Here is a 25,596-nt window from a genome sequence, read left to right as displayed (position 1 = left end):
TTGCTCACGGCCCTCGTCTTCGCTCCCACCGCCGTCGCGCTGCTGCTGCTCGTATTGCCGCGGCGCACCCCGGATGCGGTGTTCCGCGGCGTGTGGGTGGCGGCCACGGCCGTCCTCCTCGTATACGTCGCCGGCCTGTGGGCGGGCTACGACTACGGCGACGGTGACGACGGCGGTGACGACAACCGTCTGGGCTACGAGGTCCGTGCCCGGTGGATCCCCAGCGCCGGGGTCGGTTACCACGTCGGCGTCGACGGCCTTTCGCTGCCGCTGCTCGCCATGACGTGCGTGCTCTTCCTCGCCTGCGCCCTCTACTCACTGCGCGAGACGCGGCGCGTACGCGAGTTCGCCGCCCTGTTCCTGTTTCTGCAGACAACCTGTCTCGGGCTGTTCGTCTCCCTCGACCTGATTCTCTTCTTCGTCTTCTTCGATCTGTCCATCGTGGGGATGTACTTCGTCATCGCGGGCTGGGGGCACAAGCAGGCGGCCCGCGCGGCCCTGATGTTCTTCCTCTACACCTTCATCGGCTCGCTCGCCCTGCTGCTCGGCTTCATCGGCCTCTACCTGGCCGCCGATCCGCACACCTTCGACATGGTCGAGCTGACGCGGGAGAACCCGCTCGCCGGGCGCTCCCTCTACGCGGGCCTGGTGCTGCTGGCCATCGGTGTCGGACTGGCCGTGAAGACACCGACCGTGCCCTTCCACACCTGGCTGCCGCCCGCGCACACCGAGGCGCCGGCCGCCGGTTCCGCGATCCTCGCCGGCGTACTGCTGAAGATGGGCACGTACGGGTTCCTGCGCATCGCCATGCCGATGCTCCCCGACGCCTGGCGTCGCTACGCGCTCGTGCTGGTTGTCATCGGGGTCGTCTCGGTGCTGTACGGCGCGCTCGTCGCCCTGGCGCAGACCGACTTCAAACGGATGATCGCGTACACCTCGGTCAACCACATGGGGTACATCGTGCTCGCGGTCGGCGCCGCCGCCGCAGTGGACTCCTCCGCGCAGGCGCGCTCCCTCGCCGTCACCGGGGCGGTGACCCAGATGGTCAGTCACGGTCTGCTCACCGGGGCGCTGTTCCTGCTCGCCGGGGTGCTGTACGAGCGCGGTCGTACGTACGACATGGGCGCGTACTCGGGGATCGCGGCGGCGGCGCCGGCGTTCACCGGCATGACCGCCGTGGCGGCCTTCGCGTCCCTGGGGCTGCCGGGCTTCTCCGGGTTCATCGCCGAGTTCCAGATCTTCACCGGCAGCCTCGGCCCGCGGCCGGTGGCCACCTCGCTGTCGCTGCTCGGCATCCTGCTCACCGCCGGGCTGTTTCTGCGCGCCCTGCACCTGATCTTCCTCGGGCCGCTGCGGCTGCCCGACGCGCCCGGCAGCCCGCGCGCGTTCCCCGACATCCGGGCGCATGAGAGCGCCGCCGTCATGCCGCTGCTGGGGCTGGCCGTGGTGGTGGGCGTCGCGCCGCGCTTCCTTCTCGACCTGATCGAGCCCGCTTCCCGTGTCGTTGTGGAGTTGCTCGCCCGATGACCGAGATGAACGAGAATCCGCTCGACATCCTGCCGGAGATCCTGATGGCGGCAGGCGCCGTCCTCGGGCTGCTGCTGGGCGCGTGGCTGCCGCGCTCGCGCCAGTGGATCGTGGGGCTGCTGGCGGCCGTGGCCGCCGTCGCCGGGATCGTCGCCGCCGCGGTCGCGGCCACCGGCCCGGCCACCGCGGCCTTCGGCGAGGCCTTCGCCGTGGACCCGGTCACCGGGGCCTCACGGATCGTCATCCTCGGCGGCGGGCTGCTCGTCCTCGTACTCAGCGGCCGGCCGATGCGCGCGGACCCGCGGGAGAGCGAGTTCTACGTACTGGTCCAACTCGCCGTCCTCGGCGCGCTGGTGCTCGCGGGGGCGCAGGACCTCCTGCTGCTGGCAGCCGGGTATCTGCTCGCGAGCATCCCGGCGTACACGCTCGCGGGCTTCCGCAAGGACGGGCCCGGGACCGAAGCGGCGCTGAAGTACTACGTGATCGGCGCGCTCCTCGGCGTACTCATGCTGACCGGCATCACCGTGCTGTACGCCACCGGGCGCTCCACCGGCTATCCGATGCTGAGCGGGGAGCTGCGCGACGCGCCCGAGGCGCTGCTCGCCGCCGGAACGCTCGGGCTGCTCGCGGGCCTGCTCTTCAAGGCCGGTGCGGTGCCCGCCCACTTCTGGGTGCCGGACGCCGTGCAGGGCAGTACGCCACCGGTCGCCGCGCTCCTGACCACCATCCCGAAGGTCGGCGCGCTCGCGGCGCTCTTCCGCCTCGGGGCCGTGCCCCTGGCCGAGAGCCCGCTCCCCTGGGCGTCCCTGATCGCCGTACTCGCCGCGGTCTCCATGACGCTGGGCAATCTCGCCGCGTTCTTCCAGCGGGACGTCAAACGGCTGCTCGCGTACTCGGCCATCAGCCAGGTGGGCTATCTGCTGATGCCGGTGGCGGTGGCCGGTCGCTCGGAGGCGGCCCAGCCGGCGCTGCTGTACTACCTCGCGGCTTACGCCGTCACCAACCTCGGCGCCTTCGCCGTGGTCTGCGCCCTCCCCCGCGCCGTAGACCTGGCCGATTACCGGGGGCTCGCGCGGCGGCGGCCGCTGCTTGCCCTGAGTCTCGTCGTCTGCCTGCTGGGCCTCGTCGGGACGCCGCCGACCGCCGTGTTCCTCGGCAAGCTGGAGGTGTTCACCGCCGCCGTCGACGGCGGATATGCCTGGCTCGCCGTGCTGGCCGCCGTCAACACGGTGGCTTCGGTCTTCTACTACCTGCGGTGGATCGTCCCGGTGGTGTCCCGGGGTGAGGGGCCGACAACGCGCGACGGCGACCGTGCGGCTCGTACCGTCGCGTACGGGGCCGCTCTTGCCTCACTCGGTCTCGGTCTGGCGGGTGGACCGGTGCTGGCGGTGCTGTCCGGCGCGCTCACTCAGTGAGTACGGGACCGAGTACGGGACCGCGCTGCCGGGGCGGGCGGCAACGCGGCCTTCCTGCACACCGGCGACTCAGGAACGTCGCCGCAGCCTCCTTGCGACGACGAACACGATCAGGCCAAGACCTACCGCCCCGATCGAGGTGAGCGCGACAGGAACGGTCGAGCCCGAGCCGGTGTCCGCGAGGTCACCGGAGCCACCGGAGCCGCCGGTGCTCATGCCGCTCTTGCCACCGGACGTGCCCCCGGCTGTTCCCCCGGCTGTGCCGCCGGTCGTGCCGGAGCCTCCGGTGGTTTGCCCCGTACCGCCTCCGGCGCTGCCGCCCGCGGCGGCCGGCGTGGCGGTGACCGTCAGGAAGTCGAGGTTGTTCCGCCCGGGAGACAACCTCCCGTCCATGACGAACACCACGCCCCGCGCCTTGTCGAGCGTCCGGGTCGCCGTGAGCGTGAAGCCGAGCATCGGCTTGATGTCCGGCAACAGCGGTCCGCGAACCCTGCACAGGTACAGCGCGCCCGTGGGGACGGAGGCGTCGTCCTCGGGACCGTTCCCGAACGAGGGATCCCTGAAGTTCTCCCATTGCGTGTCGTTGGGCGTCGCCTTGCAGCGCTTGTCGAACCGGAGCACCTTCAGCCCGCGCGGGATCTCGACCATCACGACTGCCTGGGGGCCGCGATACGCCGCCCGGCCCTTGTTGGTCACGCCGACGACGGCGGTGAACCGCTCGCCGACGCGTGTCTTCACGGTCGCGCCCGCAGCCGCCGGGTCGGAGACCTGGCCCGTATCGAACCCGATGATCGCCGAGTTGTCTCTGTGGTCGAGCTCGAGGGGCGGCGGTGCGGCCTGCGCCGCCTTCGGCTGCTTCTTGGGCACGAGCTTCAGCACGCCCGAGGTGCCGCGCACGCCGGGAGGCTTCAAGTCGGTCGTCAGCACCTTGAACTGAAGCGCGCTGGATTCCTCGTAATTGCCCATGCCCACCCTCACTGTCGGCGACAGCACATGGCGCGCCGAGTCGGCCGGGAGCGGGGTGTCCAGCAGACACACGGCGCTGGTCTTCGCGGACTGGGGATCCTTGCTGTCGCGGAGGCGGTACCAGCAGTTGGTGTAACTGCCCAGCAGCTCTGCCCGCTCGGCGCCGCCGTCGTAGCTCTTGATCAGCAGATACGTGCGCGGCACGGTCTGGCTCCCCGCGTTGGACACCTCCAGCGGCACCGGAACGCTCCCGCCGGCGGGCACCCTGAACCGGCTCTGCGCGGGCGGCGTCAGCACCAGGTCGGCTCCCTCTGTGACCGTGACGGCCGTCTTGTAGTTGCCCTCCGTCCAGAGCGAGGTGTTGGACGAGCGGGCGGTGTACGTGATCTGTCCCGTGGCACCGTTCGCCGCACCGGCCTTGGCACGGACCTTGTAGGCGTACATGACCAGGGACTCCTCGTTGACGACCCTCTTGATATCGCCGACGGGGCAGGTGACGATCGTGCCCGCCACAGCGCAGTTCGCCGCGAAGCGGAACTCCGCGATGTCCTTGACTCCGGTGGTGTCGATCACCAGCTCGACATCTTTCACCAGATCGAAAGCGGTACGGGCGTTGACGACCTCGACCTGGACGTCCTTGAACCGGGCGTCGTTGGGCACCGCGCCCGCGCGGGCCACCTCGTGTTTGAACGGCGCGTAGAGCGCGAAGTAGCCTTCCGGCGGGTAGTCGGCGGCGGCAGCGGGCGGCGCGGCGGCCAGGCCAAGGCCCAGCGCCAGCACGGCGCACCAGGCCAGGGCGGCACGCGCGGCCCCGGCGGTCAGTCTCGGTCTCATGGTCGGCCTCTCCCCCTGGCACCGGGGCCCATCACCTCGGCCGGCTGTTTCCGGTGGAGGCAGTCGTGTCCGTGGCGGCCCGTCAGGCGCTGGTCCTCGCATGTTGGACTCCGCGTGTGCCGGGGAGGTTGTACGCGTCCCTGCTCAGTTCTGACTCAGTTCTGAGCTCATGGCGCACCGGCACCCACCTCCTGCTCAGTCAGCCTCAGTCAGCCTCGGTCAGCGGCTTCGTAAAGGACATGCCCATTCGCCTAAGCCTATTAGGCAAATGCATAATAGGTTCTATCGAATGGGAGGAAGGGTATGGCACGTGCAGGACTGACCGCGGAACGCCTGACCCGGGCCGGAGCGGAACTGGCCGACGAGGTCGGCTTCGACAAGGTGACCGTCTCGGCGCTCGCCAGGCGGTTCGACGTCAAGGTCGCGAGTCTGTACTCGCACCTCAAGAACTCCCAGGACCTCAAGACCAGGATCGCCCTGCTCGCCCTGGAGGAACTCGCCGACCTGGGCGCCGCCGCCCTGGCCGGGCGGGCCGGCAAGGACGCCCTGACAGCCTTCGCGAACGTCTACCGCGACTACGCCCGGGAGCACCCCGGCCGCTACGCCGCAGCCCAGCTGAGGCTCGACCCGGAGACGGCAGCCGCCGGCGCCGGCGTCAGGCACGCGCAGATGACGCGGGCGATCCTGCGCGGCTACGACCTGACGGAGCCGGACCAGACACACGCGGTCCGGCTACTGGGCAGCGTCTTCCACGGCTACGCCAGCCTGGAGATGGCGGGAGGGTTCAGCCACAGCGCCCCCGACGCGCAGGAAACCTGGTCACGGATCCTCGACGCCCTCGACGCCCTGCTGCGGAATTGGCCCGCCCCCTGACCGCCCAGGGCCGCTCTCCGATAAAGACGAATAATCCAGATATTTCGCTCAACAGGTTGGGGCCATGCACACCAAGCACAGCTGGATCACCACACCCATCACGGCGGACCTCCTGCGCGGCGCCCTCGACCTGGAGCGCACCGAGCACGGTGTGCTGCCGCACCGGCTGCCCGCCCGGGCCCGTGCCCAGCACTCCGACGGACAACTGGCCATGGCCGAGGCCCAGCCGTCGGGCGTACGGGTGGTCTTCCGCACCCGGGCCACCGCCGTCGAACTGGACACGCTGCCCACCAAGCGGGTCTACGTCGGCGCCCCGCCCCGCCCGGACGGGGTGTACGACCTGCTCGTCGACGGCCGCCTGGCCGGTCAGTCCGGCGTGACCGGCGGCAGCACCCTGACCATCGACATGACCACCGGGACCGCCGAGGTCCAGCGCGGCCCGGTCGGCACCGTCCGCTTCACGGGCCTGCCCGACGGCGTCAAGGACGTCGAAATCTGGCTGCCGCACAACGAGACGACTGAACTCGTCGCCCTACGCACCGACGCCCCCGTCGAGCCCGCGCCGGACCGGGGCCGCAGGGTGTGGCTGCACCACGGCAGCTCGATCAGCCACGGCTCCGACGCCGCAAGCCCCACCACTACCTGGCCCGCGCTGGCCGCCTCACACGGCGGCGTGGAACTGACCAACCTGGGGTTCGGCGGCGGCGCCCTGCTCGACCCGTTCACGGCCCGCGTCCTGCGCGACACTCCCGCGGACCTGATCAGCGTCAAGATGGGCATCAACCTCGTCAATCTCGATCTGATGCGCCTGCGCGCCTTCACTCCGGCGGTGCACGGCTTCCTCGACACCATCCGTGAGGGGCACCCCACCACTCCGCTGCTGGTCGTCTCGCCCATCCTGTGCCCCATCCACGAGGACACTCCCGGCCCCTGCGCTTTTGATCTCAGCGCTCTCAGTGCCGGAAAGCTGCGGTTCCAGGCCACAGGCGACCCCGCCGAGCGCGCCGCCGGGAAGCTGACGCTCAACGTCATCCGGGACGAACTGGCCCGTATCGTGAAGCAGCGGGCAGCCGACGATGCGAACCTGCACCACCTCGACGGCCGTGAGCTCTACGGCGAGGCTGACTTCGCCGAGCTGCCACTGCCCGACCAGCTCCACCCGGACGCCGCCACACACCGCCGCATCGGCGAACGCTTCGCCGCCCTGGCCTTCGCCTCCGGCGGCCCGTTCACCGCCGATCGGGCCTGAAACACCCGCTCCCCAATGGGCCGGGCGACCGGTGGCGGACGCGCGCCCGTTCCCGGACGGTTGAGGTGACAGCCGTACCCGCGCCCCAGAAGGAGACACGGCAATGGTTACGACCACCACGCTGCGGGCGCTGCCCGCCGAGTACCGGGAACGGCTGATGAGTCTCGCGCGCGAGGTGATGTTCCCGCAGGGCGCGCGCATCTTCGAGGAAGGCGGGGAGGCCAGCCGGTTCTGGATCGTCCGGACCGGCACGGTCACCCTCGACACGCATGTCCCGGGCCGCCCGGCGGCCGTCATCGAGACGCTGGGCCACAACGAACTCGTCGGCTGGTCCTGGATGATCCCGCCGTACATCTGGCAGCTGGGTGCCGAGGCGATGAGCCCGGTGCGCGCCTACGAGTTCGACGCGGCGGAGGTCCGGCAGATGTGCCAGGCCGATCCAGGGATGAAGGCGGCGATCGCCCAGTGGGTGGCGGAAGTGCTGGCCCACCGGCTGGGGTCGGCCAGGACCCGGCTGCTCGACCTCTACGCGCCGTACGGCAGCGGAAACGATATCGACAGCAGCGGCGGCAGCGGCAGCGGCAGCGGCAGCGCATGGTGACCACGCTCCCGGCGACAGCTCGTCGGCGGCCCAGCAGCACGGCCGCCGCGTAACCGTTTGGGTCAACTGTGACGTAAGTGTTGACGCGCACATGTCTCTGCCCTAACTTCTGGCCGAAGTTACGAACCTCGTTCGAAATTACGAACACGCAACACATTACGCCGGATCGGCTGACGAAGGGACACGACAGTGATCCGCCCCCCTGCCACCCATGCGGGCATCCGCATACGCTCCTGGCTCCACCGGCGCTCAAGCCGGTGGGCCGCCACCGTCATCGCCGTGCTCACCCTGCTCCTGGGCACGACCATCCAGCCCGCCTCCGCCGCCGAGGGCCGCCCGTACACCAACCCCGTCAAATCACAGAAGGGCGCCGATCCCTGGCTGGAGTACTACAACGGCAACTACTACCTGCTCACCACGTCGTTCACCAACACGCTCACCATGCGCAAGTCGCCCACGCTCGCCGGGCTGAACACCGCCCCCAGCGTCCAGGTGTGGAATGACAACACCGCCGGCCGCAACGCCAACATATGGGCGCCGGAGTTCCATTTCCTCAACGGCAAGTGGTACCTCTACTACTCCGCCGCGCCGGCGGGCGCCGCCTGCTGCGACTCCCAGCGCACCCATGTGCTGGAGAGCGCGGGCAGCGACCCCATGGGCCCGTACACCTACCGGAACATCCTCACCGGCTCCAATCTCAACCCCGGCGGATGGCTCATCGACGCCAGCGTCCTGAAGGCGAACAACAGGCTGTATCTGGTCGGCAGCGGCTCCATCAACGGCAGCAGGCAGAGCCTGGTCATCGCCCCGATGAGCAACCCGTACACCCTCAGCAGTTCAGCCTTCACGGTCATCTCCAGCCCCACCCTGAGCTGGGAGACCCAGGGCGCTCCGGTCAACGAGGGCCCCGAGCCGCTGTACCGCAACGGCAGAACGTTCCTCAGCTACTCCGCGAGTTACTGCAACACTCCGGACTACAAGCTGGGCCAGCTGGAACTGACCGGCGCCGACCCGCTCAACGCCGCGTCCTGGACGAAGAAGTCCACGCCCGTGTTCCAGCGCAATGACGCGGCGGGCGTGTACGGTCCCGGCCACAACGGGTTCTTCACCTCGCCGGACGCGTCGGAGAACTGGATCGTCTACCACGCCAACAGCTCCTCCACCGCCGGCTGCGGCAACGAACGCACCACCCGCGCCCAGAAGTTCACCTGGAACGCCGACGGCACCCCGAACTTCGGCACCCCGGTCGCGCTCGGCAGGACGCTCCCCGGCCCGGCCGGCGAGACGGCGGCCACCCCGACCGCGTACACGCTGGTGAACCGCAACAGCGGCAAGTGCCTGGACCTCGCGGGCGGCAACACCGCCGACGGCGCCAATATCCAGCAGTGGACGTGCAGCGGAGGGGCCAACCAGAAGTGGCGGATCGAGGACCGCGCCAATGACACCAGCCGTCTGGTCAATGTGGCCACCGGCAAGGTCATGGACGCCGCCAACTGCGACACCGCCGACGGAGCGAACTTCCAGCAGTGGTCCTGGCTCAACAACAACTGCCAGCAGTTCCGGCTGGTGTTCACCGCGACCGGTGACTACGTACGGCTCGTGAACGCCAACAGCGGCAAGGTCGCCGACGTGGCCGACTGTTCCACGGCGGACGGCGCGAACGTACGCCAGTGGACCTGGCTCTCCAACAACTGCCAGCAGTGGCAGCTCAAGCCCACCACCTGAACCGACCCGGGAGTACACCCATGAGACGCCTCATCGCCCGGGTGGTGATGACGGTGATCGTCGCGATCGCCGTGCTGACCTCCGGTACCGCCGCCCAAGCGGCCGTCCCCGCCTCACCGGCCGTGACCTTCACCAATCCGATCGCCCAGCAGCGCGCCGATCCGCACATCTACAAGCACACCGACGGCTACTACTACTTCACCGCGACCGTCCCCGCCTACGACAAGATCGTCATGCGCCGGTCCACCTCCCTCCAGGGCCTGTCCACGGCACCGGAGACCACCATCTGGACCAAGCACGCCAGCGGCGACATGGCCGCCCACATCTGGGCCCCGGAGATCCACTTCATCAACGGCAAGTGGTACGTCTACTTCGCCGCGGGCACCTCCAGCGACATCTGGAAGATCCGGATGTACGTCCTGGAGAGCAGCGCCGCGAACCCGCTCTCCGGCGGCTGGGCCGAGAAGGGCCGCATCGCCACACCGCTGGACACCTTCTCACTCGACGCCACGACATTCACCGTCGGCTCCACCCGCTACCTCAGCTGGGCGCAGAACGACCCGGCCGTCGGCAGCGGCACCAACCTCTACCTGGCCAGGATGTCCTCCCCGTGGGCCATCACCGGCGCCCCGGTCATGATCTCCAAACCCACCCACGCCTGGGAAACGGTCGGCCACCGGGTCAACGAGGGCCCTGCCGTCATCCAGCGCAACGGCAAGGTCTTCATGAGCTACTCGGCCAGCGCCACCGACAGCAACTACTGCCTCGGCCTGCTGACCGCGTCCGCCTCGGCCGACCTGCTCAACCCGGGCTCCTGGGCCAAGACCCCCAACCCGGTCTTCACCAGCAACACCGCCACCGGCCAGTACGGCCCCGGCCACAACACCTTCACGGTCTCGCCGGACGGCAAGAGCGACATCCTCGTCTACCACGACCGCAACTACAAAGACATCAGCGGCGACCCGCTCAACGACCCCAACCGCCGCACCCGCTACCAGAAGCTGTACTGGAACGCGGACGGCACGCCCAACTTCGGCATCCCCGTGGCCGACGGTCTCACTCCGGTCCGCTTCTCCTCGTACAACAACCCGGACCGCTTCATCCGCCACTGGGAGTTCCGGGCGAAGACCGAAGCGAATGTGACCACCCTCGCCGACTCGCAGTTCCGCGTCGTCCCCGGTCTGGCGGGCAGCGGCACGGTCTCCCTCGAATCGGCCAACTTCCCCGGCTACTACCTGCGCCACAAGAACTTCGAGGTCTGGGTCGAGAAGAACGACGGCACAGCCGCCTTCAAGAGTGACGCCGCCTTCTTCCAGCGCGCCGGGCTGAGCGACACCGCCGGTGTCTCCTTCGAGTCCTACAACTACCCCGGGCGTTATGTCCGGCACGCCGACTACCTGCTGTACGTCCAGGCTGTCTCCACCACGGCCGCGCGAGGGGACGCGACCTTCTACGCGGAGTAGGGAAGGTGGGCAGGCCCTGTAGGCAACAGCCGCCTACGGGGCTTCGCCCGCCCCGTGTGACGGTGGGGGACGATATGGGTAGGTGAACCGAACCCCGAACGTCCGACGGAGGGTACGGGCCCATGGTCATTCCGGTTCATGACGTGAATCCGGCGCGGCGTACACCCTGGGTGACGTACGCGCTGATCGTGGCGAACGTCGTCTTCTTTCTCCGCACCCCCGGCATGGCCGGTTCGGTCACCGGCGACACCAGTCTCGGCCAGCTGTGCCAGCTGCAGGCCTTCCTGGAACGGTGGGCCGCGGTGCCGCAGGAGCTGATCCACCAGCGCATGCCGGAGCTGGTGCCCAACGGTGACGTGGGGCGGGACGCGTCGGGCTACGGCTGCGTAATCGGACCCCCGGGTTACGACAAGTCGCCGCCGCTGTCCGTGCTGACCTCGATGTTCCTGCACGGCAGCTGGCTGCACCTGCTCGGCAACATGCTGTTCCTGTGGATCTTCGGCAACAACATCGAGGACCGGCTCGGTCATGTGCGCTATCTGCTCTTCTACGGGGTGTGCGGATACGTGGCCGCCTACGGCTTCGCCCTGGCCAACGCCGCCTCCTACGACCCGCTGATCGGCGCGTCCGGCGCCATCGCCGGGGTGCTCGGCGCGTATCTGGTTCTCTATCCCACGGCGAGGGTGTGGGTGCTCGTACCGTTCCTGATCCTTCTGCCGCTGCGGCTTCCCGCATGGGTCGTCCTGGGCATGTGGTTCGGGCTTCAGGCCGTGTACTCGTACGGCAGCGCCGTGTCCGACGTGGGCACCGTGGCCTATCTGGCGCACGTGGCCGGATTCGTGGCGGGAATGGTGCTGGCTCTGCCGCTGCGCCCCGGAACCCGGCCGCCGCCCCAGCCACAGGGTCTGGAGTGGGGCAGGAGGAGACTCCCGCCCTGAGCCGGATCGGGGCGGGCCGGATCGGGGTGGGGGGGATCAGGCGGGCATGCGCAGCACCGCGACCCCCTTCACCCGGCCCGCCGCGAGGTCGTCCAGCGCCGCGTCCGCGTGCTCGAAGTCGTACGGAGTCACCGTGGCCCGCAGCCGGTGGCGGGCCGCCGCGGCGAAGAAGTCCCGGCCGTCCTGGCGCGTGTTGGCGGTGACGCTGCGCACGGTGCGCTCGCGGAAGAGGTGCCGGGCGTAGTCGAGCGCCGGGATGCCGGAGAGGTACACGCCCGCGATGCTCAGCGTTCCGCCGCTGTCGAGTGCCTCCAGCGCCACCGGTACGAGGTCGCCCGCCGGGGCGAAGAGGATCGCCGCGTCCAGCGGTTCGGGCGGCCGGTCCCCGGTGTCCCCGGCCGAGGCGGCGCCGAGCTCCAGCGCGAGCGCACGGGCTGCCGGGGAGCGGGTGAGCACATGGACGACGGCGCCCTCCGCGATGGCGACCTGGGCGGTGAGATGGGCGGAGCCGCCGAAGCCGTAGATGCCGAGCCGGCCGCCAGGAGGGAGGTCGGCCCGGCGCAGCGCCCGGTAACCGATGATCCCGGCGCACAGCAGCGGGGCCAGCTCTTCGTCGGGGTATCCGCCGGGCAGGTCGTACGCGTAGGCCGCGGGCACGGTGGCGTACGGGGCATATCCGCCGTGGGCGTCCCAGCCGGTGTAGAGCGACGAGGGGCAGAGGTTCTCCTGCCCGCGGGCGCAGTAGCGGCACACCCCGCACGTGCGCCGCAGCCAGGGAATCCCCACGCGGGTGCCGACCACCGGCGGCCCGGTCACCCGGGCGCCGCCCGCGACGACCTCCCCGACGGCCTCGTGGCCCGGCACCACCTGCTCGCGGTGGGACGGCAGCTCTCCGTCGCGTACATGGAGATCCGTGCGGCAGACCCCGCACGCGCGCACCCGGACCAGCACCTCGTCCACCTCGGGGACCGGAACGGGCAGCTCGGCGCACTCGATCACCCCGGGGTGGGCGGCAGAGGCCACCCAGGCCCGCATCGTCGTAGGAATCGTCGGAGTCGTCGGAATGGAGCCGTCCATGCCGCCACCACCTGCCTCCAGGCCGGGCCTGAACAGGCCTGACCGCGCCTGACCGGGCCTGCGGGAGAGCGGGTCACGCCTTCTCGAATACCATGCGAACGCTGGTGAAGCGACCCTCACGCAGGAACCTGAGTGCGGTCCTCTGCTCCCTGATGATGTCGGACACCGCGCTCTCACCGATGAGTTCGGCGCCTCGCGCCCGGTTGGCCTCCGATCGTTCCAGCCAGCTCTGCACGGTGGCCACGCCGTCGTCCCGGTCGTTTCGTTCCTCCTCGACGCGGAACAAGCCGCGGCTGGCCTCGCGTAGCTCGGCCGGGGTGGGCAGGAAGCACTCGGGGAACACCTTCCGCGATGCGTGGAGACCCTCGCGGATATTCTTGATGCCGCCGTAGAGAGCCTTGGGGCCGAGGCGTTCCCTGGCGCCGGGTGTCTCCCCGGGCTGTGCCAATTGCTGTGGAGGCAGCATCAGGGAGGCGAGCCAGCCGCGGTCATTCCAGGTGTTGGCCTGGATGGACAGCCGCCCGGCCGGCTTCAGCCAGGAATGGCAGCGCTGGAAGAAGGCCCGGTAGCGGGCGATGCGCCGGGCCCGCCACATGGTGTTTCCCGCGAAGTGTTCGATCGCTTCAATGGCGATGATGGCGTCATAGAGGTCGGCCGGTTCATGGTCGAACCAGTTCTCGACCCGGATCTCGCAGCCCGGCCACTGCTGGTCGCGGACCCATGCGGCCTGGCCCGGGCTCATCGTCAGCCCCACGACGTGGTCGACGTGGTGCGTTTCCACCAGCCGGCGCATGAGACTGCCCCACCCGCAGCCGACGTCGAGCACACGTTTCGCGCCGACGGCGCGCGCGGCCTCGGCGTGGTAGTCGAGCTTGCGCAGTTGAGCCGATTCGAGTGTGTCTCCCGCCTCCCACATTCCGTAGGAGTAGACGAGCTCGGGACCGAGCGTCAGCCGGTAGAAATCGCCCAGGAAATCGTAGTGATGAACGATCGCCTTCGACGACGTGCCCTTGTAGGAGGAGTCCTTTTTCGCTTCGTGTACCACGGTCACCCACCAGTCCGGTTCGAGACGAAGGCCTGAAGGCCATGTGTCAGCGCAGACCACCGCACCAGATAAGCGGGTACCGGGACAGAACACCGACTACACACCGAAACTCTGCTCGCAACCCGCCCGATCGGCGGCGGAGAGTGAGCTCCGAGCCGGGTACCTTCAGAACCTGAGTCGACTATTGTCAAGTTAGTTCATGCGAGGTATATGGATTAGTGGAGAAACCAGCAGGCGGGGCCAGTCTCCATGGCCCCATCACCGTCCGAAAGGAGCGATCCGCGATGCTGTTGCGCACTGATCCTTTCCGTGAACTGGACCGGCTCACCCAGCAGCTGTTCTCCACGGTGACCACCCGGCCGGCGTCGATGCCGATGGACGCCTACGAGAGCGAGGGCGCCGTCCTGGTTCACTGCGACCTGCCCGGGGTCGATCCCGACTCCATCGACCTGAGCGTCGAGCAGAACGTGCTGACGGTGCGTGCGGAGCGCCGGGCGCCGGAGGCGAAGGAGCCGGAGATGCTGGTGGCCGAGCGGCCGTACGGTGTCTTCAGCCGCCAGCTGTTCCTGGGTGAGACCCTGGAGTCGGACAGGATCGAGGCCAGTTATGACGCCGGCGTGCTGACGGTCCGGATCCCGGTCGCCGAGCAGGCGAAGCCGCGCAAGATCGAGATCAGCAGCGGTGAGCGGAAGCAGCTGACGAGCTGAGCTCACCAGCCGGCAGAAGGGCCAGGGCCCGGGGCCCCGGGCGGACAAGTCAGGGCCTCGGGCCGCGGCCCCTGAGCGGCACGGTGCGCCGCTGCTGGGCGCGGCGGCCCACACCCGGCCCGAACAGGCGAAGGACCGCGAAGGACCGCGAAGGACCGATGCGGGGGACGGCACATTGATCGTTGGCGCGACTGGTGAGTACGGACCGGGCGCGCGATGATCGGGGCATGCGCACCTCTCGGGAACGCGATGAGCCGCAGCGGCCCGGCAAGGGCAGGGCGGACGACCGGTCGGAAGGGTTCGGTGAGCGGCTGCTGGGGGTGCTGCTGGACCGGGCGCACGAGATGCCGCCGCAGTTGATCGCTCCGCTGATCGCGGAGGAGGTCTCCCGGATCGGTGGGCGCGAGGTGTCGGTCCTCCTGCAGGACTACGCGCAGGCGCTGTTGGTGCCGCTGCCGGGCAGGAGGCTGCATGTCGGCGAGCCCCAGGTGATCGGTGACTCGCCCGCCGGTACGGCTTTCCTGCGTGCGGATCCTGTTGAGGTCCGGCAGCCCGACGGCGTACGGCTGTACCTGCCCTTGCTGGACGGCAGTGACGAGGTGGGGGTGATGGCTCTCACCCTCGACACGGTCGATGACGACGACCGGCGTCTGCTGCGCAGGCTCGCCGGTCTGGTCGCCGACATGCTGGTCACCAAGCACGCCTACACCGACCGGTTCTTCCAGGCGCGGCGCCGTGAACCGATGAGCGTGGCCGCGGAGATGCAGTGGTCCCTGCTGCCGCCGCTGACCATGTCGTTGCCGCAGATCCAGGTGGCCGGGGCTGTCGAACCCGCCTACAACATCGCCGGTGACAGTTTTGACTACGCCCTCAACGACAACATCCTGCACGCGGCCGTGATCGACGCGATGGGCCACGGCCTGGACGCCGCCACCATGGCAACCGTCGCCGTCGGCGCCTACCGCCACGCCAGACGCGCGGGCATCACCCTGTCCGAGGAGTACGCGTACATGGACGAGGCCATCGCGGAGCAGTTCGGGCCCGACCACTTCGTCACCGCGCAGATGATGGACCTGGATGTCACCACGGGCCGTCTGGAGTGGGTCAATGCGGGCCACCCGATGCCGCTGCTGATCCGTGACCGCCGGGTGATCGGGCAACTGGAGGCTCCGACCACCCTGCCGGTCGGTTTCGGCGGGGATCATCCGCCGATCAGGGAGCACCAGCTCCAGCGCGGTGACAGGGTGCTGTGCTACACCGACGGCGTGATCGAGGAACGTGACGGCAACGGGGAGCTGTTCGGCGAGGAGCGGCTCATCGACTGCGTCAACCGCCTCGAGCAGAGGGAGGAGAGCGTGCGGGCAGAGGTGCTCTGGCTCTCGCGCACGCTGAAGGAGGAACGCGGCGGGCGCACCAGCGATGACGCGACCCTCTTTCTGATCAAGTGGCGCGGGGGCGCCGACGACCACCTCGCCGTCCTGGAATGAGCGGATGGCGCCCTCTGCCTCCGCTGACTTTCACGCTCGGCCCACGCGATCGCGGGGAACCAGCGGCAGCAGCGCCCGCATGGCCGCCGCCGGATCGCGTACGGAAACCGCGAGGCGGCTGTACGGCGCGGAGGGGAGCAGTTCGACGCACAGCACAGGACCGGCGGCCCGTACCGCCGCGAAGTCCTTGCCCTCCGGCAGCTGCCGGGTCCCCACGCACACCCGCGCGGGGATCCAGGCGCCCTTGCCGGCCTCACCCCGAAGCGCCCGCCACCAGTCGGGCTCGATGTGGACCTGCCGTAGCGCGGAGACGGGGACCCGCACCTCACGACGGCGTGCGGCCACCTTCTCCCACCAGGACAGGCGGACGACAATATCCGTGCCCTCCACCACTACCCGGGCCATGGCGTCTCCTTCGACGGACCGAACCTCGCGTAGATGGGTGCGAGTTCACTGATGTTCTTCTTCGGCGGCCGGTCCTTCCGTGGCAGCCACCATCTGTGCGCCCGCGCCGGAGCTCTCGCGTCCCGTTGTCCGGAGCGTCAGCCAGGCCACCAGCTCCGGCCACGGCTGCATGGGCCACTGTGAAGGCGTAGCGACCTCACTCATCACTCTCCCGTCGTCCAGGAGGTCATTCATAGCGCGGCGGCGGCCCGGAGCCGCGCATTCGTCTCACCGTGGGCGTTCCACCCGGACCGGGCCCGCCCACAACGGCACTTTCGGACGCGGCAGGCGCAGTCGGACGCCAAGTGCCACCACGATTCCCGCATCGCCGGCGGAGTACCGGCGCTCTGCCCGGGTGTGCCGCGGAGGGGGCGCCGGGGCGTGAGTGCCGCGAGTGTGCTGGGCGTCGTATGCCGCGCGCCGCTGGGGGTCACGCAGCGTCGCATAGGCGGCCACCACCTCGTCCAGCTGCTCGCCGCGGACCGGCTGATGGGGATGCGCGTCCGGGTGCAGGTCCCGGACCAGTTCCCGGTAGGCGGTCGTGATCTCGGCGGGCGAGGCCGTGAGGGCCACGCCGAGCACCGCGTAGGGGTTCCGTTTCCCGAGCGCCGCCACAGCCGTCACCTCCTGCTGAAACGCTCTTCCTGAAACGCTCTTCAAGTTTATTCAGATGTGCCGGTCCGCCAAGGCCGGGAAGGTTCAGGGCGCCGGAGGCGGCGGTGGAGCGGTGCCGTGTGTTCCGCCGGGTTTTTCGATGACGCAGTCCGGTCCGGGAATGACTTCGCCCTCGTGGCCGTCGTCGAACATCACCCGGTAAGGGGGTGCTCCGTCGGTGCCGAGGACTTCCACCACCCGGGCCCGGTGTTCGGGTGTGCCCACCGTGCGCCCCGTGAACCGCAGGACATCTCCGACGCTCGCCCGCATCGTCACTCCTTCTTGCCGCCCGCCTGGCGGCACCCGACCGGGCACCTCGCGTGCCCTGGCCTTCACCAGTTTCCGATGCCATCCACCACACCGCACCCGGGACCTGCCCGGCCGGCCGAACAGATGCGTACCGGGCAGCCGGTGTGCACGCTGGTGGGGAGATCTTCCGTACGGGGAGGTCCGCCGCTCCAGGAGGACCGCTGTGGAGTGGTTCACCGACGCCGACTACTGGCTGGGCCGACTGGTGTTCCAGCGGGGCCTGGCCGCCGTCTATCTCATCGCGTTTCTGAGCAGTGCCCACCAGTTCCGGGCGCTGATCGGCGAGCGGGGAATGCTGCCGGTGCCACGGTTCACCGAGGCCGTTCCGTTCCGGCAGTCGCCCAGCGTGTTCCACCTCCACTACTCCGACCGTTTCTTCGCGCTCGTCGCATGGACGGGTGTCGCGCTGTCCGCCGCGCTGGTGGCCGGGGCGGCCGACCGGGTGCCGCTGTGGGCGTCGATGGTGCTGTGGGCCGTCCTGTGGGCGATGTACCTGTCGATCGTCAACGTCGGACAGACCTGGTACGGCTTCATGTGGGAGTCGCTGCTGCTGGAGGCGGGCTTCCTCGCGATCTTCCTGGGCAATGGGCGCACCGCGCCGCCGGTCCTGGTGCTGTGGCTGCTGCGCTGGCTGCTGTTCCGCCTCGAATTCGGCGCCGGGCTGATCAAACTGCGCGGCGATCCCTGCTGGCGCGACCTGACCTGCCTGTACTACCACCACGAAACCCAGCCGATGCCAGGTCCGCTCAGCCGGCTCTTCCACCGCCTGCCGGGCCCGGTGCACCGGGTGGAGACCGGGGCGAACCATGTCGCGCAGCTCGCGGCCCCCATCGCGCTGTTCTCGCCGCAGCCGGCGGCGAGCGTGGCCGCCGGGTTCATCGTGGTGACTCAGCTCTGGCTGGTGGCGTCCGGCAACTTCGCCTGGCTCAACTGGCTGACCATTCTTCTCGCGGTGAGCGCGATCGACGGGTCGGTGGCCGCGGAGGCACTGCCGATGCCGGGGCCCCCGGCCTTCGCCTCCACTCCAGGGTGGTACGAGGGTCTGGTCATCGCCATCACCGCGCTGGTGGCCGTGGCCAGCTACTGGCCGGTCCGCAACCTGCTCTCCCGGCACCAGCTGATGAACTATTCCTTCAATCCCTTGCACCTGGTCAACACCTATGGAGCGTTCGGCAGCATCGGCCGGGTGCGCCACGAGGTGGTGATCGAAGGCACCGACGAGCCGGAGATCACCGAGGACACCCGGTGGCAGGAGTACGGGTTCAAGGGCAAGCCGGGCGACGTACGACGGCTGCCGCCGCAGGTCGCGCCGTACCATCTGCGCTTGGACTGGCTGATGTGGTTCGCCGCGCTCTCACCGGTCTACGCCCTGCCCTGGTTCGTGCCGTTCATCGGCAAACTGCTGGACAACGACCCGGCCACCCTCAAGCTGCTGCGCACGAACCCTTTCCCCACCTCCCCGCCGGCCTATGTGCGCGCCCGGTTCTACCGCTACCGCTTCACCGACCGGTGCGAGGCGCGTACGACCGGCGACCGGTGGCACCGTACCCTCGTCGGCGAGTTCGTGCCCCCGGTCGCTCCCGCGCGGTCCGGGCGTCTTTAGGCCCTGGTACGAGGCCCTGATGTACGAGGTCTTGTTTACGAGGCCCTGATTTACGGCTTGATCTCCTTGGCGCCGCCGCCGCCGCGGCTGATGGCGATCTTGCGTGGCTTCGCCTGTTCGGCGACCGGAATACGTATGGTCAGCACCCCGGCGTCGTAACTGGCCTCGATGCGGTCGGCGTCGAGGGTCTCCCCGAGGAACAGCTGCCGGCTGAAGACACCGGAAGGCCTCTCCGCCACCAGCAGATCGGCTTCCTTGACGTCGGGGGCCTGCCGCTCGGCCCGGACAGTCAGGACGTTCTGCTCCACGTTCAGGTCGATCGAGTCGGGTTCGACGCCCGGCAGATCGAACTGGACCAGGAAGGTGCCCTCGCGCTGGTAGGCGTCGATCGGCATGGCTGCCGGGCGGCTGACCGTCCCCCGGAGCTGCTGGGTGAGCCGGTCAAGTTCACGGAACGGGTCGGTACGCATCAGCATCATTGATCACTCACTCCAAGGTCAGAACTACGGGCCGGGCCGGGCCGGGCCGGGCCGGAAGGGATCCGCCGACCACCCGCCGGGTTCCCGATTCGCACGAATCGACCCAAGATTGGTGGAGATGAAACTTTTCGGTGTTTGTCCGCCCGGCCAACCCCCGGAAAACTTGACAGCAAGACGCTCAGGTTTTATGCAGGAAGCACCGACGCAATCCGTCAAAAGCGCTGGTCACTACCTGGAAGGAGTCGGAGATGGCACGGGCAGTGGGGATTGACCTGGGGACGACCAACTCCGTCGTCAGCGTTCTGGAGGGCGGCGAACCCACCGTCATCACCAACACGGAAGGAGCCAGGACCACACCGTCCGTCGTCGCCTTCGCCAAGAACGGGGAGGTGCTGGTCGGTGAGGTCGCCAAGCGCCAGGCCGTCACGAATGTGGAGCTCACCGCGCGCTCGGTCAAGCGCCATATAGGGGAGGCGGAGTGGCGTTTTCCGAGTTCGGGCAGCGTCAACGGCAAGCGGTACACCGCCCAGGAGATCTCGGCGCGGGTGCTGCAGAAGCTGAAGCGCGACGCGGAGGCGTACCTCGGTGAGGACGTGACGGACGCGGTGATCACCGTCCCGGCGTACTTCAACGACAGCCAGCGCACGGCGACGAAGGAGGCGGGTGAGATCGCGGGCCTGAAGGTGCTGCGGATCATCAACGAGCCGACGTCCGCCGCCCTGGCCTACGGCCTCGACAAGGAGAACGACCAGACCATCCTCGTCTTCGACCTCGGTGGCGGCACCTTCGACGTGTCGCTGCTGGAGATCGGCGAGGGCCTGGTGGAGGTGAAGTCCACCAACGGTGACACGCATCTGGGCGGTGACGACTGGGATCAGCGGATCGTCGACCACCTGGTCAAGCAGTTCAAGAATGGGTACGGCGTCGATCTGTCGAAGGACAAGATGGCGCTCCAGCGGCTGCGCGAGGCGTCCGAGCGGGCCAAGATCGAGCTGTCCGCGGCCACCGAGACGACGATCAACCTGCCCTACATCACGGCATCGGCCGAGGGCCCGCTGCACCTGGACGAGAAGCTCACCCGGGCCCAGTTCGAGCAGCTCACCTCGGACCTGCTGGACCGCTGCAAGGGGCCGTTCCACAACGCGATCAAGGACGCCGGGATCAAGGTCTCCGACATCCACCATGTGATCCTGGTCGGCGGCTCCACGCGGATGCCCGCGGTGACCGGCCTGGTCAAGGACTTGACCGGCAAGGACCCGCACAAGGGTGTGAACCCGGACGAGGTCGTCGCCATCGGTGCCGCGCTCCAGGCCGGTGTCCTCAAGGGTGAGGTCAAGGACGTACTGCTCCTCGACGTGACCCCGCTGTCCCTCGGTATTGAGACCAAGGGCGGCATCATGACCAAGCTCATCGAGCGCAACACCACGATCCCGACCAAGCGGTCCGAGATCTTCACGACGGCCGAGGACAACCAGCCGTCCGTGCAGATCCAGGTCTACCAGGGCGAGCGCGAGATCGCGGCGTACAACAAAAAGCTCGGCATGTTCGAGCTGACCGGTCTGCCGCCCGCCCCGCGCGGCGTGCCGCAGATCGAGGTCACCTTCGACATCGACGCCAACGGCATCATGCACGTCGGAGCCAAGGACCTCGGAACCGGCAAGGAGCAGAAGATGACCGTCACCGGCGGCTCCTCGCTGCCCAGGGACGACATCGACCGCATGGTGCGGGAGGCCGAGCAGCACGCGGACGAGGACCGCCGCCGCAAGGAGGCGGCCGAGACCCGCAACCAGGGCGAGGGCCTCGTCTACCAGACGGAGAAGCTGCTGCGGGACAACCCGGACAAGGTGCCGGCGGATGTGAAGTCCGAGGTCGAGACGGCCGTCGGGGACCTGAAGGAGAAGCTGAAGGGCGACGACACCGCGGCGATCCGCACCTCCATCGAGAAGGTCACCGCGGTCGCGCAGAAGATCGGCACGGCCATGTACGCGCAGAGCCAGCGTGAGGCCGGTGGCGCGGGCGCCACCACTGGCGAAGGCCAGGCGCAGGGCCAAGGCGGCCAGGGCGAGGAGGACGTCGTCGATGCGGAGATCGTGGATGAGGAGCAGAAGGGAGGGGCCGGATGAGCGCGTCGAAGAAGCCGACCCCCAAGGACCGGGAGGAGCGCCCCTCGCTGAGCGTGCACGACAAACGCAGGATCGACCCGGTCACCCTCGAACTGCGGCGCGGGTCCTCCGAAGAGAGGAAGCCCGAAGAGAAGAAGCCCGGAGAGAAGAAGGAAGAGAAGGCAGGGGCCGCGATGCTCACCGGCGGCGCGGGCCCCGCGAACCTCGCGGGACCCGGTACCGACGCCGGCGCGCCCCCGCCCCAGGTCCAGCAGTTGCGGGACCGGGTCGCTGAACTGACCGCGGATCTGCAGCGGCTCAAGGCCGAGTACGACAACTACCGCAAGCGGGTGCACCGCGATCGCCTCGCGGTACGGGAGATCGCCGTGGCCAATGTGCTCGCCGGGCTGCTGCCGGTCCTGGACGCCGTCGCACAGGCACGGGAACACGGCGAGGTCACCGGCGGTCTCACGGCCATCGTCGACGCGCTCGAAAGACAGCTGGCCGCGCTGGGCCTCCAGCCGGTCGGTGAACCGGGCGAGCCCTTCGACCCCATGACACACGAGGCGGTCACCTACACCCAGTACACCCAGGACAACGACGCCACTCAGCCCATCTGTACCGAGGTGCTACGGAGCGGCTACCGCGTCGGCGACCAGCTCCTGCGGCCCGCGCAGGTATCGGTGTCCGGACCGCCCGCCGCTGCCGCGCACGCCTCGGCGCCTACGCGTCCCGCGCCCTGAGCAGCGCTCCTCCCACGCCCAGGGCCACCACCGCATAGGCGGCGAGGACCGCGAGACCCGGCCAGGGCGCGATCGGCAGCTGGTCGAGGTCGCGCGTGGCCTGGATGGCCATGCCCGCCGTCGCGGGGCCGAACCGCCTGGCGCGCTCCTCCCAGTCCGGGTCCGAGAGGAGCCCCGCCAGGATCGGGAAGGCGTACAGCAGAGTCAGTACGCAGGTGACAGCCGCGGCCGTGTCCCGCAGCGCCGCCGCGACACCGAGGCTGAGCAGCGCGATCAGCGCCAGGTAGAGCACCGTGCCGACGGCGGCGCGCAGCGTGGCGCCCTCGTCGAGCGGCAGCGGGTCGAACCCGTCCGTGGGCAGCGCGAAGCGTCCGGCGACGAGCGAGCCGGCCACGCCGAGCGTGCCCGCGGCGACGGCCGCCGCGGTGACGACCGCGGCTTTGGCGGCCAGCAGGCGCAGGCGGTTCGGCAGTGCGGTCAGGCTCGTACGGATGGTGCCGGTGACGTATTCGCCGCTCATCGCGAGCACCGCGAGGACCACGACCGCCGACTGGCCGAGCCAGACCCCGGTCAGCGCGAGTTTCACGGTGTCCTCGCGGCAGCCGCCCGCATCCGGGCAGGGTGCCGCGGACAGCGAGGCGGTGGCCGCCGCGCCCAGGGCGACCGTGAGCGCGACGGTGACCACGATCAGCCACCAGGTGCTGGGCAGCGTACGGAGTTTGGTCCACTCGGCGTGTACCGCGCGTATGGCGTGCGCGGGGTGTACGGCGGCGTGTACGGCGTCCCTCACGCGTCCCTCCTGCGCAGCCGCCACACCGCGAGGCCGAGCGCCACGGCGGCGTACAGACCCAGGACGGCGAGACCCCACCACGGGCCCTGGGGATAGCAGCCTTCCCCGGGAAGGCACGCCTGGCCCGTGAAGTCGTAGCGCGGCGTGGTCTGCTGAATGGCGAACCCGGCGACAGGAGTGAGGCGTTGCACCCACTGGGCGGTCGACAGCGGCAGCCCGGAGACCAGGATCAGCGGCAGCACGACGAGGACGACGACGACGGTGATGGCCGCCGCGGTGTGCCGCAGCAGTGCGCCGACGCCCAGGGCGAACACGGCGACGAGTGCCAGCAACGCGGCGGTGCCGACCACGGCCCGCAGCACCGGACCGTCGGTGAGGGACAGTTCGGGGAAGTAGGGGAGCTTGTGCCCCTTCTCGCGCAGGATCGGCTGGGTCAGGAGGAACGAGACGATGGCGGCGATCAGTCCGGCGCCGAAGGTCGCGCCGCCGATCACGACGGCCTTCGCCACGAGCACCCGGCCGCGGCGCGGGCTGGCGGACAGGGTGGTGCAGATCATGCCGCGCCGGTACTCGGCGGTGATGAACAGCACGCCCAGCGCGGCGAAGAGCACCAGGCCCAGCTGGCTGCCGCTCAGCCCCACCACGGCAAGGTCCAAGCGCGGCTGATGGGGGGTGATGTCGCCGGACCCGGTGACGGTGAAGGTGGAGGTGGAGGTGCCCGCGGTCCGCCGCGACTCACCACTGCCGGCTGGGGTTTCGCCGACATCCGTGTTCTGCCAGGAGCCCTGTCCCCCGCCGCCCGTCCGGGTCACGTCCGAGAAGACCGCCGTGGAGCGGGTGGGGAAGGAGACCGAGCCGGAGGACGCGTTCGCCTCCTCGGCGTTGGGGGACGCGACGAACATCCCGGCCTCGGCGGTGTCCGGCAGTCCGGCGAGCCGGACGGTGCCGATCTTCTGCCATGTGGCGCCGTCGGCGGACTCGTAGCCGGTCAGGCTCGTTCCCGTACGGGTCAGGCGCAGCCAGCGCGGGGTGTCCGCGGACGCCGCGCTGCCCGCGGTGTCGTGGGTGAAGTTGGACTGCATCCGCACCCCGTGTCCCGGGGTGATCATCACGGCCGCGTACGGCGCGCTCGGCTTGGTGCTCTGTTTGACGATGAGACCGGCCTTGGCCCAGCCAGGGCTCTCTCCGTCCTCGCCGGTGAGGCCCGAGACACGGGCGGTGATGGAGCCGTCCCCGGTGAGCGGCTGGTGGACGAAGCGGAAGGCGTCCTGCACGATCAGTCCGTCCGGGCCCGTACCGGGCTCGGGCGGTGCGGCGCCCGACTCCGACGGCACGGGTGCCCGCTGGAAGCTCGCGCCGGTGGCGGAGATGACGGAGATCAGTACGGTCAGCACGGCCGCGGCGAGCAGGGTGAGGGTCCAGCGGCCGATCGTGCGCAGTTTGGTCCACTCGGCGTGCAGCAGCTGCGGGAAGCCGTCCCGGGTCGGCGGCAGTGTGGAGCGGTAGGGCGAGGGGGTCATGGTGGTCATCGGGCTTGCTCCCCGGCCTCGGCGGCGAACTCGACCGCGTCCGCGGTGAGCTCCATGTACGCCTCTTCGAGGGTCGCGCGGTGCGCGGCGACCTCGGCGAAGGGCACCTGGTCCCGGGCGAGCAGCTCCACCACCCGCTCGGCGGGCAGCCCGGAGACGGTGAGGGTCTCCCGCCCGGTGGCGGCAACGGTCGCCCCCGCGCCCGCGAGTACGGTCATGGCCCGGGTGCGGGCGCTCGTACGCAGGGCGACACGGTCCCCGGAGGCGGTGGCGAGCAGCTCCCGCACGCTGGTGTCGGCGATCACCTTGCCGCGGCCGACCACCACCAGATGGTCGGCGGTGTCCTCCAGTTCGCTCATCAGATGGCTGGAGACGAGCACGGCGCGTCCTTCGCCCGCCAGCCGCCGCAGAAAGCCCCTGATCCAGCGGATCCCTTCCGGGTCGAGGCCGTTGACGGGTTCGTCCAGCATCAGCACGGGCGGATCGCCGAGCAGGGCGGTGGCGATGCCGAGCCGCTGGCGCATGCCGAGGGAGTAGCCGCCCGCCCGTCGTCGTCCCGCCTCCGCGAGGCCCACCAGCTCCAGGACCTCGTCCACCCGCCGTACCGGCAGCGCGTGGGAGTGGGCGAGCCACAGCAGATGGTCGCGGCCTCGCCTGCCGGGGTGCACGGCGGTGGCGTCCAGCAGTGCCCCGACGTGGCTCAGTGGCGTACGCAGCGAGGAGTAGCGCTGCCCGCCGATCAGGGCGGCGCCCGCGTCGGGGGCGTCGAGTCCCACGATCACGCGCAGCGTGGTGGACTTGCCGGCCCCGTTGGGGCCGACGAAACCGGTGACCTGCCCCGGCAGAACGGTGAAGGACATGTCGTCGAGCGCGGTGACGGTCCCGAAGCGCTTGCGCAGCCCTTGTACTTGGATGGTTGCTTCCATGAGAAGCGAGGCTAGGGACCGGGCGGCCCGCGGGTCGTCACGGGTGAGAGCCGTCTTCGTATCCCCCGTGCGAGGGACTCCGCCCGGCGGCTGCCCGGCGACAATGGCAG

The 25,596-nt window shown here is 69.6% G+C and carries 23 protein-coding genes; 13 read left to right on the top strand and 10 right to left on the bottom strand.

The annotated features are described in order from the left end of the window. Both ACIHCQ_RS17625 and ACIHCQ_RS17620 read left to right on the top strand, forming a co-directional pair. On the top strand, positions 1-1,527 hold the full coding sequence (locus ACIHCQ_RS17625; protein ID WP_399662875.1) for a NuoM family protein: 1,527 nt from the start codon (positions 1-3) through the stop codon (positions 1,525-1,527). Then, the gene (locus tag ACIHCQ_RS17620) at positions 1,524-2,942 is read left to right on the top strand and encodes an NADH-quinone oxidoreductase subunit N (RefSeq protein ID WP_399662874.1); all 1,419 of its coding nucleotides are present in this window, start codon (positions 1,524-1,526) and stop codon (positions 2,940-2,942) included. Before ACIHCQ_RS17625 ends, ACIHCQ_RS17620 begins: the two co-directional genes overlap by 4 nt. Before the next feature lie 69 nt (positions 2,943-3,011). Here ACIHCQ_RS17620 and ACIHCQ_RS17615 read toward each other — a convergent pair whose 3' ends face one another. Continuing rightward, entirely contained in the window at positions 3,012-4,742 is a 1,731-nt protein-coding gene (locus tag ACIHCQ_RS17615) for a hypothetical protein (RefSeq protein WP_399662872.1), read from the bottom strand. A gap of 303 nt (positions 4,743-5,045) precedes the next feature. Between ACIHCQ_RS17615 and ACIHCQ_RS17610 the strand changes: the two genes are divergently transcribed. The 6 genes from ACIHCQ_RS17610 to ACIHCQ_RS17585 all read left to right on the top strand — a co-directional run bounded on the left by ACIHCQ_RS17610 (position 5,046) and on the right by ACIHCQ_RS17585 (position 11,591). After that, positions 5,046-5,615: a TetR/AcrR family transcriptional regulator gene (locus ACIHCQ_RS17610; protein WP_399662870.1), complete on the top strand. Its 570-nt coding sequence runs from the start codon at positions 5,046-5,048 to the stop codon at positions 5,613-5,615. Positions 5,616-5,679: 64 nt separating this feature from the next. Then, entirely contained in the window at positions 5,680-6,864 is a 1,185-nt protein-coding gene (locus ACIHCQ_RS17605) for a GDSL-type esterase/lipase family protein (protein WP_399662868.1), read from the top strand. A 103-nt stretch (positions 6,865-6,967) separates the two neighbouring features. Then, entirely contained in the window at positions 6,968-7,465 is a 498-nt protein-coding gene (locus tag ACIHCQ_RS17600) for a Crp/Fnr family transcriptional regulator (protein WP_399662866.1), read from the top strand. Between the two features lie 273 nt (positions 7,466-7,738). After that, positions 7,739-9,190, top strand: a complete 1,452-nt coding sequence (locus ACIHCQ_RS17595) for a family 43 glycosylhydrolase (protein ID WP_399663082.1) — start codon at positions 7,739-7,741, stop codon at positions 9,188-9,190. A 20-nt stretch (positions 9,191-9,210) separates the two neighbouring features. Further along, positions 9,211-10,653, top strand: coding sequence for a family 43 glycosylhydrolase (locus ACIHCQ_RS17590; protein WP_399662864.1), 1,443 nt, complete (start codon positions 9,211-9,213; stop codon positions 10,651-10,653). Positions 10,654-10,775: 122 nt separating this feature from the next. After that, entirely contained in the window at positions 10,776-11,591 is an 816-nt protein-coding gene (locus ACIHCQ_RS17585; RefSeq protein ID WP_399662862.1) for a rhomboid family intramembrane serine protease, read from the top strand. Between the two features lie 36 nt (positions 11,592-11,627). On the opposite strand, the gene ACIHCQ_RS17580 is transcribed toward ACIHCQ_RS17585, so the two are convergent. Together ACIHCQ_RS17580 and ACIHCQ_RS17575 are read right to left on the bottom strand one after the other, a co-directional pair. Next, positions 11,628-12,626 (bottom strand): zinc-binding alcohol dehydrogenase family protein, encoded by a 999-nt coding sequence (locus ACIHCQ_RS17580; protein ID WP_399663080.1) that lies wholly within the window; start codon positions 12,624-12,626, stop codon positions 11,628-11,630. Positions 12,627-12,741: 115 nt separating this feature from the next. After that, positions 12,742-13,719, bottom strand: a complete 978-nt coding sequence (locus ACIHCQ_RS17575) for an SAM-dependent methyltransferase (protein WP_399662860.1) — start codon at positions 13,717-13,719, stop codon at positions 12,742-12,744. Positions 13,720-13,997: 278 nt separating this feature from the next. On the opposite strand from ACIHCQ_RS17575, the gene ACIHCQ_RS17570 reads away from it, so the two are divergent. Both ACIHCQ_RS17570 and ACIHCQ_RS17565 read left to right on the top strand, forming a co-directional pair. Beyond that, the gene (locus ACIHCQ_RS17570) at positions 13,998-14,420 is read left to right on the top strand and encodes an Hsp20/alpha crystallin family protein (protein ID WP_399662858.1); all 423 of its coding nucleotides are present in this window, start codon (positions 13,998-14,000) and stop codon (positions 14,418-14,420) included. 227 nt (positions 14,421-14,647) lie between these two features. Next, the gene (locus ACIHCQ_RS17565; protein ID WP_399662856.1) at positions 14,648-15,907 is read left to right on the top strand and encodes a PP2C family protein-serine/threonine phosphatase; all 1,260 of its coding nucleotides are present in this window, start codon (positions 14,648-14,650) and stop codon (positions 15,905-15,907) included. Positions 15,908-15,937: 30 nt separating this feature from the next. Here ACIHCQ_RS17565 and ACIHCQ_RS17560 read toward each other — a convergent pair whose 3' ends face one another. The 3 genes from ACIHCQ_RS17560 to ACIHCQ_RS17550 form a co-directional block, all read right to left on the bottom strand. Continuing rightward, entirely contained in the window at positions 15,938-16,312 is a 375-nt protein-coding gene (locus ACIHCQ_RS17560; protein ID WP_399662854.1) for a hypothetical protein, read from the bottom strand. A 267-nt stretch (positions 16,313-16,579) separates the two neighbouring features. Next, a complete protein-coding gene (locus tag ACIHCQ_RS17555) occupies positions 16,580-16,975 on the bottom strand; it encodes a J domain-containing protein (RefSeq protein WP_399662852.1) in 396 nt (131 codons plus the stop codon). A gap of 75 nt (positions 16,976-17,050) precedes the next feature. Next, a complete protein-coding gene (locus tag ACIHCQ_RS17550) occupies positions 17,051-17,275 on the bottom strand; it encodes a DUF1918 domain-containing protein (RefSeq protein WP_399662850.1) in 225 nt (74 codons plus the stop codon). A 202-nt stretch (positions 17,276-17,477) separates the two neighbouring features. Between ACIHCQ_RS17550 and ACIHCQ_RS17545 the strand changes: the two genes are divergently transcribed. Next, entirely contained in the window at positions 17,478-18,917 is a 1,440-nt protein-coding gene (locus tag ACIHCQ_RS17545) for a lipase maturation factor family protein (protein WP_399662848.1), read from the top strand. A 50-nt stretch (positions 18,918-18,967) separates the two neighbouring features. On the opposite strand, the gene ACIHCQ_RS17540 is transcribed toward ACIHCQ_RS17545, so the two are convergent. Beyond that, the gene (locus ACIHCQ_RS17540) at positions 18,968-19,396 is read right to left on the bottom strand and encodes an Hsp20/alpha crystallin family protein (protein ID WP_399662846.1); all 429 of its coding nucleotides are present in this window, start codon (positions 19,394-19,396) and stop codon (positions 18,968-18,970) included. Between the two features lie 248 nt (positions 19,397-19,644). On the opposite strand from ACIHCQ_RS17540, the gene dnaK reads away from it, so the two are divergent. Both dnaK and grpE read left to right on the top strand, forming a co-directional pair. Next, positions 19,645-21,519: a molecular chaperone DnaK gene (dnaK, locus tag ACIHCQ_RS17535; protein ID WP_399662844.1), complete on the top strand. Its 1,875-nt coding sequence runs from the start codon at positions 19,645-19,647 to the stop codon at positions 21,517-21,519. Beyond that, positions 21,516-22,241, top strand: coding sequence for a nucleotide exchange factor GrpE (gene grpE / locus ACIHCQ_RS17530; RefSeq protein WP_399662842.1), 726 nt, complete (start codon positions 21,516-21,518; stop codon positions 22,239-22,241). The genes dnaK and grpE overlap by 4 nt, the downstream gene beginning before the upstream one ends. On the opposite strand, the gene ACIHCQ_RS17525 is transcribed toward grpE, so the two are convergent. From ACIHCQ_RS17525 to ACIHCQ_RS17515, 3 genes are read right to left on the bottom strand one after another with little or no spacing between them, the layout of a single operon-like run. Beyond that, on the bottom strand, positions 22,222-23,031 hold the full coding sequence (locus ACIHCQ_RS17525; RefSeq protein WP_399662840.1) for an ABC transporter permease: 810 nt from the start codon (positions 23,029-23,031) through the stop codon (positions 22,222-22,224). The genes grpE and ACIHCQ_RS17525 overlap by 20 nt on opposite strands. Continuing rightward, on the bottom strand, positions 23,028-24,560 hold the full coding sequence (locus tag ACIHCQ_RS17520) for an ABC transporter permease subunit (protein ID WP_399662838.1): 1,533 nt from the start codon (positions 24,558-24,560) through the stop codon (positions 23,028-23,030). The genes ACIHCQ_RS17525 and ACIHCQ_RS17520 overlap by 4 nt, the downstream gene beginning before the upstream one ends. Then, positions 24,557-25,486 (bottom strand): ATP-binding cassette domain-containing protein, encoded by a 930-nt coding sequence (locus ACIHCQ_RS17515; protein ID WP_399662836.1) that lies wholly within the window; start codon positions 25,484-25,486, stop codon positions 24,557-24,559. The genes ACIHCQ_RS17520 and ACIHCQ_RS17515 overlap by 4 nt, the downstream gene beginning before the upstream one ends. Positions 25,487-25,596: the final 110 nt, after the last annotated feature.

The organism is Streptomyces sp. NPDC052236 (assembly GCF_044548015.1).
Classification (GTDB): Bacteria; Actinomycetota; Actinomycetes; order Streptomycetales; family Streptomycetaceae; genus Streptomyces.
Note: the sequence above shows the minus strand (reverse complement) of the source record. Positions and strands in the feature narration are given on the sequence as shown.

What these genes read in the sequence shown, in the direction of transcription:
- ACIHCQ_RS17605 (WP_399662868.1), top strand. Translation starts at nt 5,680, where the DNA reads ATGCACACCAAGCACAGCTGGATCACCACACCCATCACGGCGGACCTC.
- ACIHCQ_RS17540 (WP_399662846.1), bottom strand. Translation starts at nt 19,396, where the DNA reads ATGATGCTGATGCGTACCGACCCGTTCCGTGAACTTGACCGGCTCACC.
- ACIHCQ_RS17565 (WP_399662856.1), top strand. Translation starts at nt 14,648, where the DNA reads ATGCGCACCTCTCGGGAACGCGATGAGCCGCAGCGGCCCGGCAAGGGC.
- ACIHCQ_RS17610 (WP_399662870.1), top strand. Translation starts at nt 5,046, where the DNA reads ATGGCACGTGCAGGACTGACCGCGGAACGCCTGACCCGGGCCGGAGCG.
- ACIHCQ_RS17520 (WP_399662838.1), bottom strand. Translation starts at nt 24,560, where the DNA reads ATGACCACCATGACCCCCTCGCCCTACCGCTCCACACTGCCGCCGACC.
- ACIHCQ_RS17570 (WP_399662858.1), top strand. Translation starts at nt 13,998, where the DNA reads ATGCTGTTGCGCACTGATCCTTTCCGTGAACTGGACCGGCTCACCCAG.
- grpE (WP_399662842.1), top strand. Translation starts at nt 21,516, where the DNA reads ATGAGCGCGTCGAAGAAGCCGACCCCCAAGGACCGGGAGGAGCGCCCC.
- ACIHCQ_RS17560 (WP_399662854.1), bottom strand. Translation starts at nt 16,312, where the DNA reads ATGGCCCGGGTAGTGGTGGAGGGCACGGATATTGTCGTCCGCCTGTCC.
- ACIHCQ_RS17580 (WP_399663080.1), bottom strand. Translation starts at nt 12,626, where the DNA reads ATGCGGGCCTGGGTGGCCTCTGCCGCCCACCCCGGGGTGATCGAGTGC.
- ACIHCQ_RS17620 (WP_399662874.1), top strand. Translation starts at nt 1,524, where the DNA reads ATGACCGAGATGAACGAGAATCCGCTCGACATCCTGCCGGAGATCCTG.
- ACIHCQ_RS17550 (WP_399662850.1), bottom strand. Translation starts at nt 17,275, where the DNA reads ATGCGGGCGAGCGTCGGAGATGTCCTGCGGTTCACGGGGCGCACGGTG.
- ACIHCQ_RS17590 (WP_399662864.1), top strand. Translation starts at nt 9,211, where the DNA reads ATGAGACGCCTCATCGCCCGGGTGGTGATGACGGTGATCGTCGCGATC.
- ACIHCQ_RS17600 (WP_399662866.1), top strand. Translation starts at nt 6,968, where the DNA reads ATGGTTACGACCACCACGCTGCGGGCGCTGCCCGCCGAGTACCGGGAA.
- ACIHCQ_RS17585 (WP_399662862.1), top strand. Translation starts at nt 10,776, where the DNA reads ATGGTCATTCCGGTTCATGACGTGAATCCGGCGCGGCGTACACCCTGG.
- ACIHCQ_RS17615 (WP_399662872.1), bottom strand. Translation starts at nt 4,742, where the DNA reads ATGAGACCGAGACTGACCGCCGGGGCCGCGCGTGCCGCCCTGGCCTGG.
- ACIHCQ_RS17515 (WP_399662836.1), bottom strand. Translation starts at nt 25,486, where the DNA reads ATGGAAGCAACCATCCAAGTACAAGGGCTGCGCAAGCGCTTCGGGACC.
- dnaK (WP_399662844.1), top strand. Translation starts at nt 19,645, where the DNA reads ATGGCACGGGCAGTGGGGATTGACCTGGGGACGACCAACTCCGTCGTC.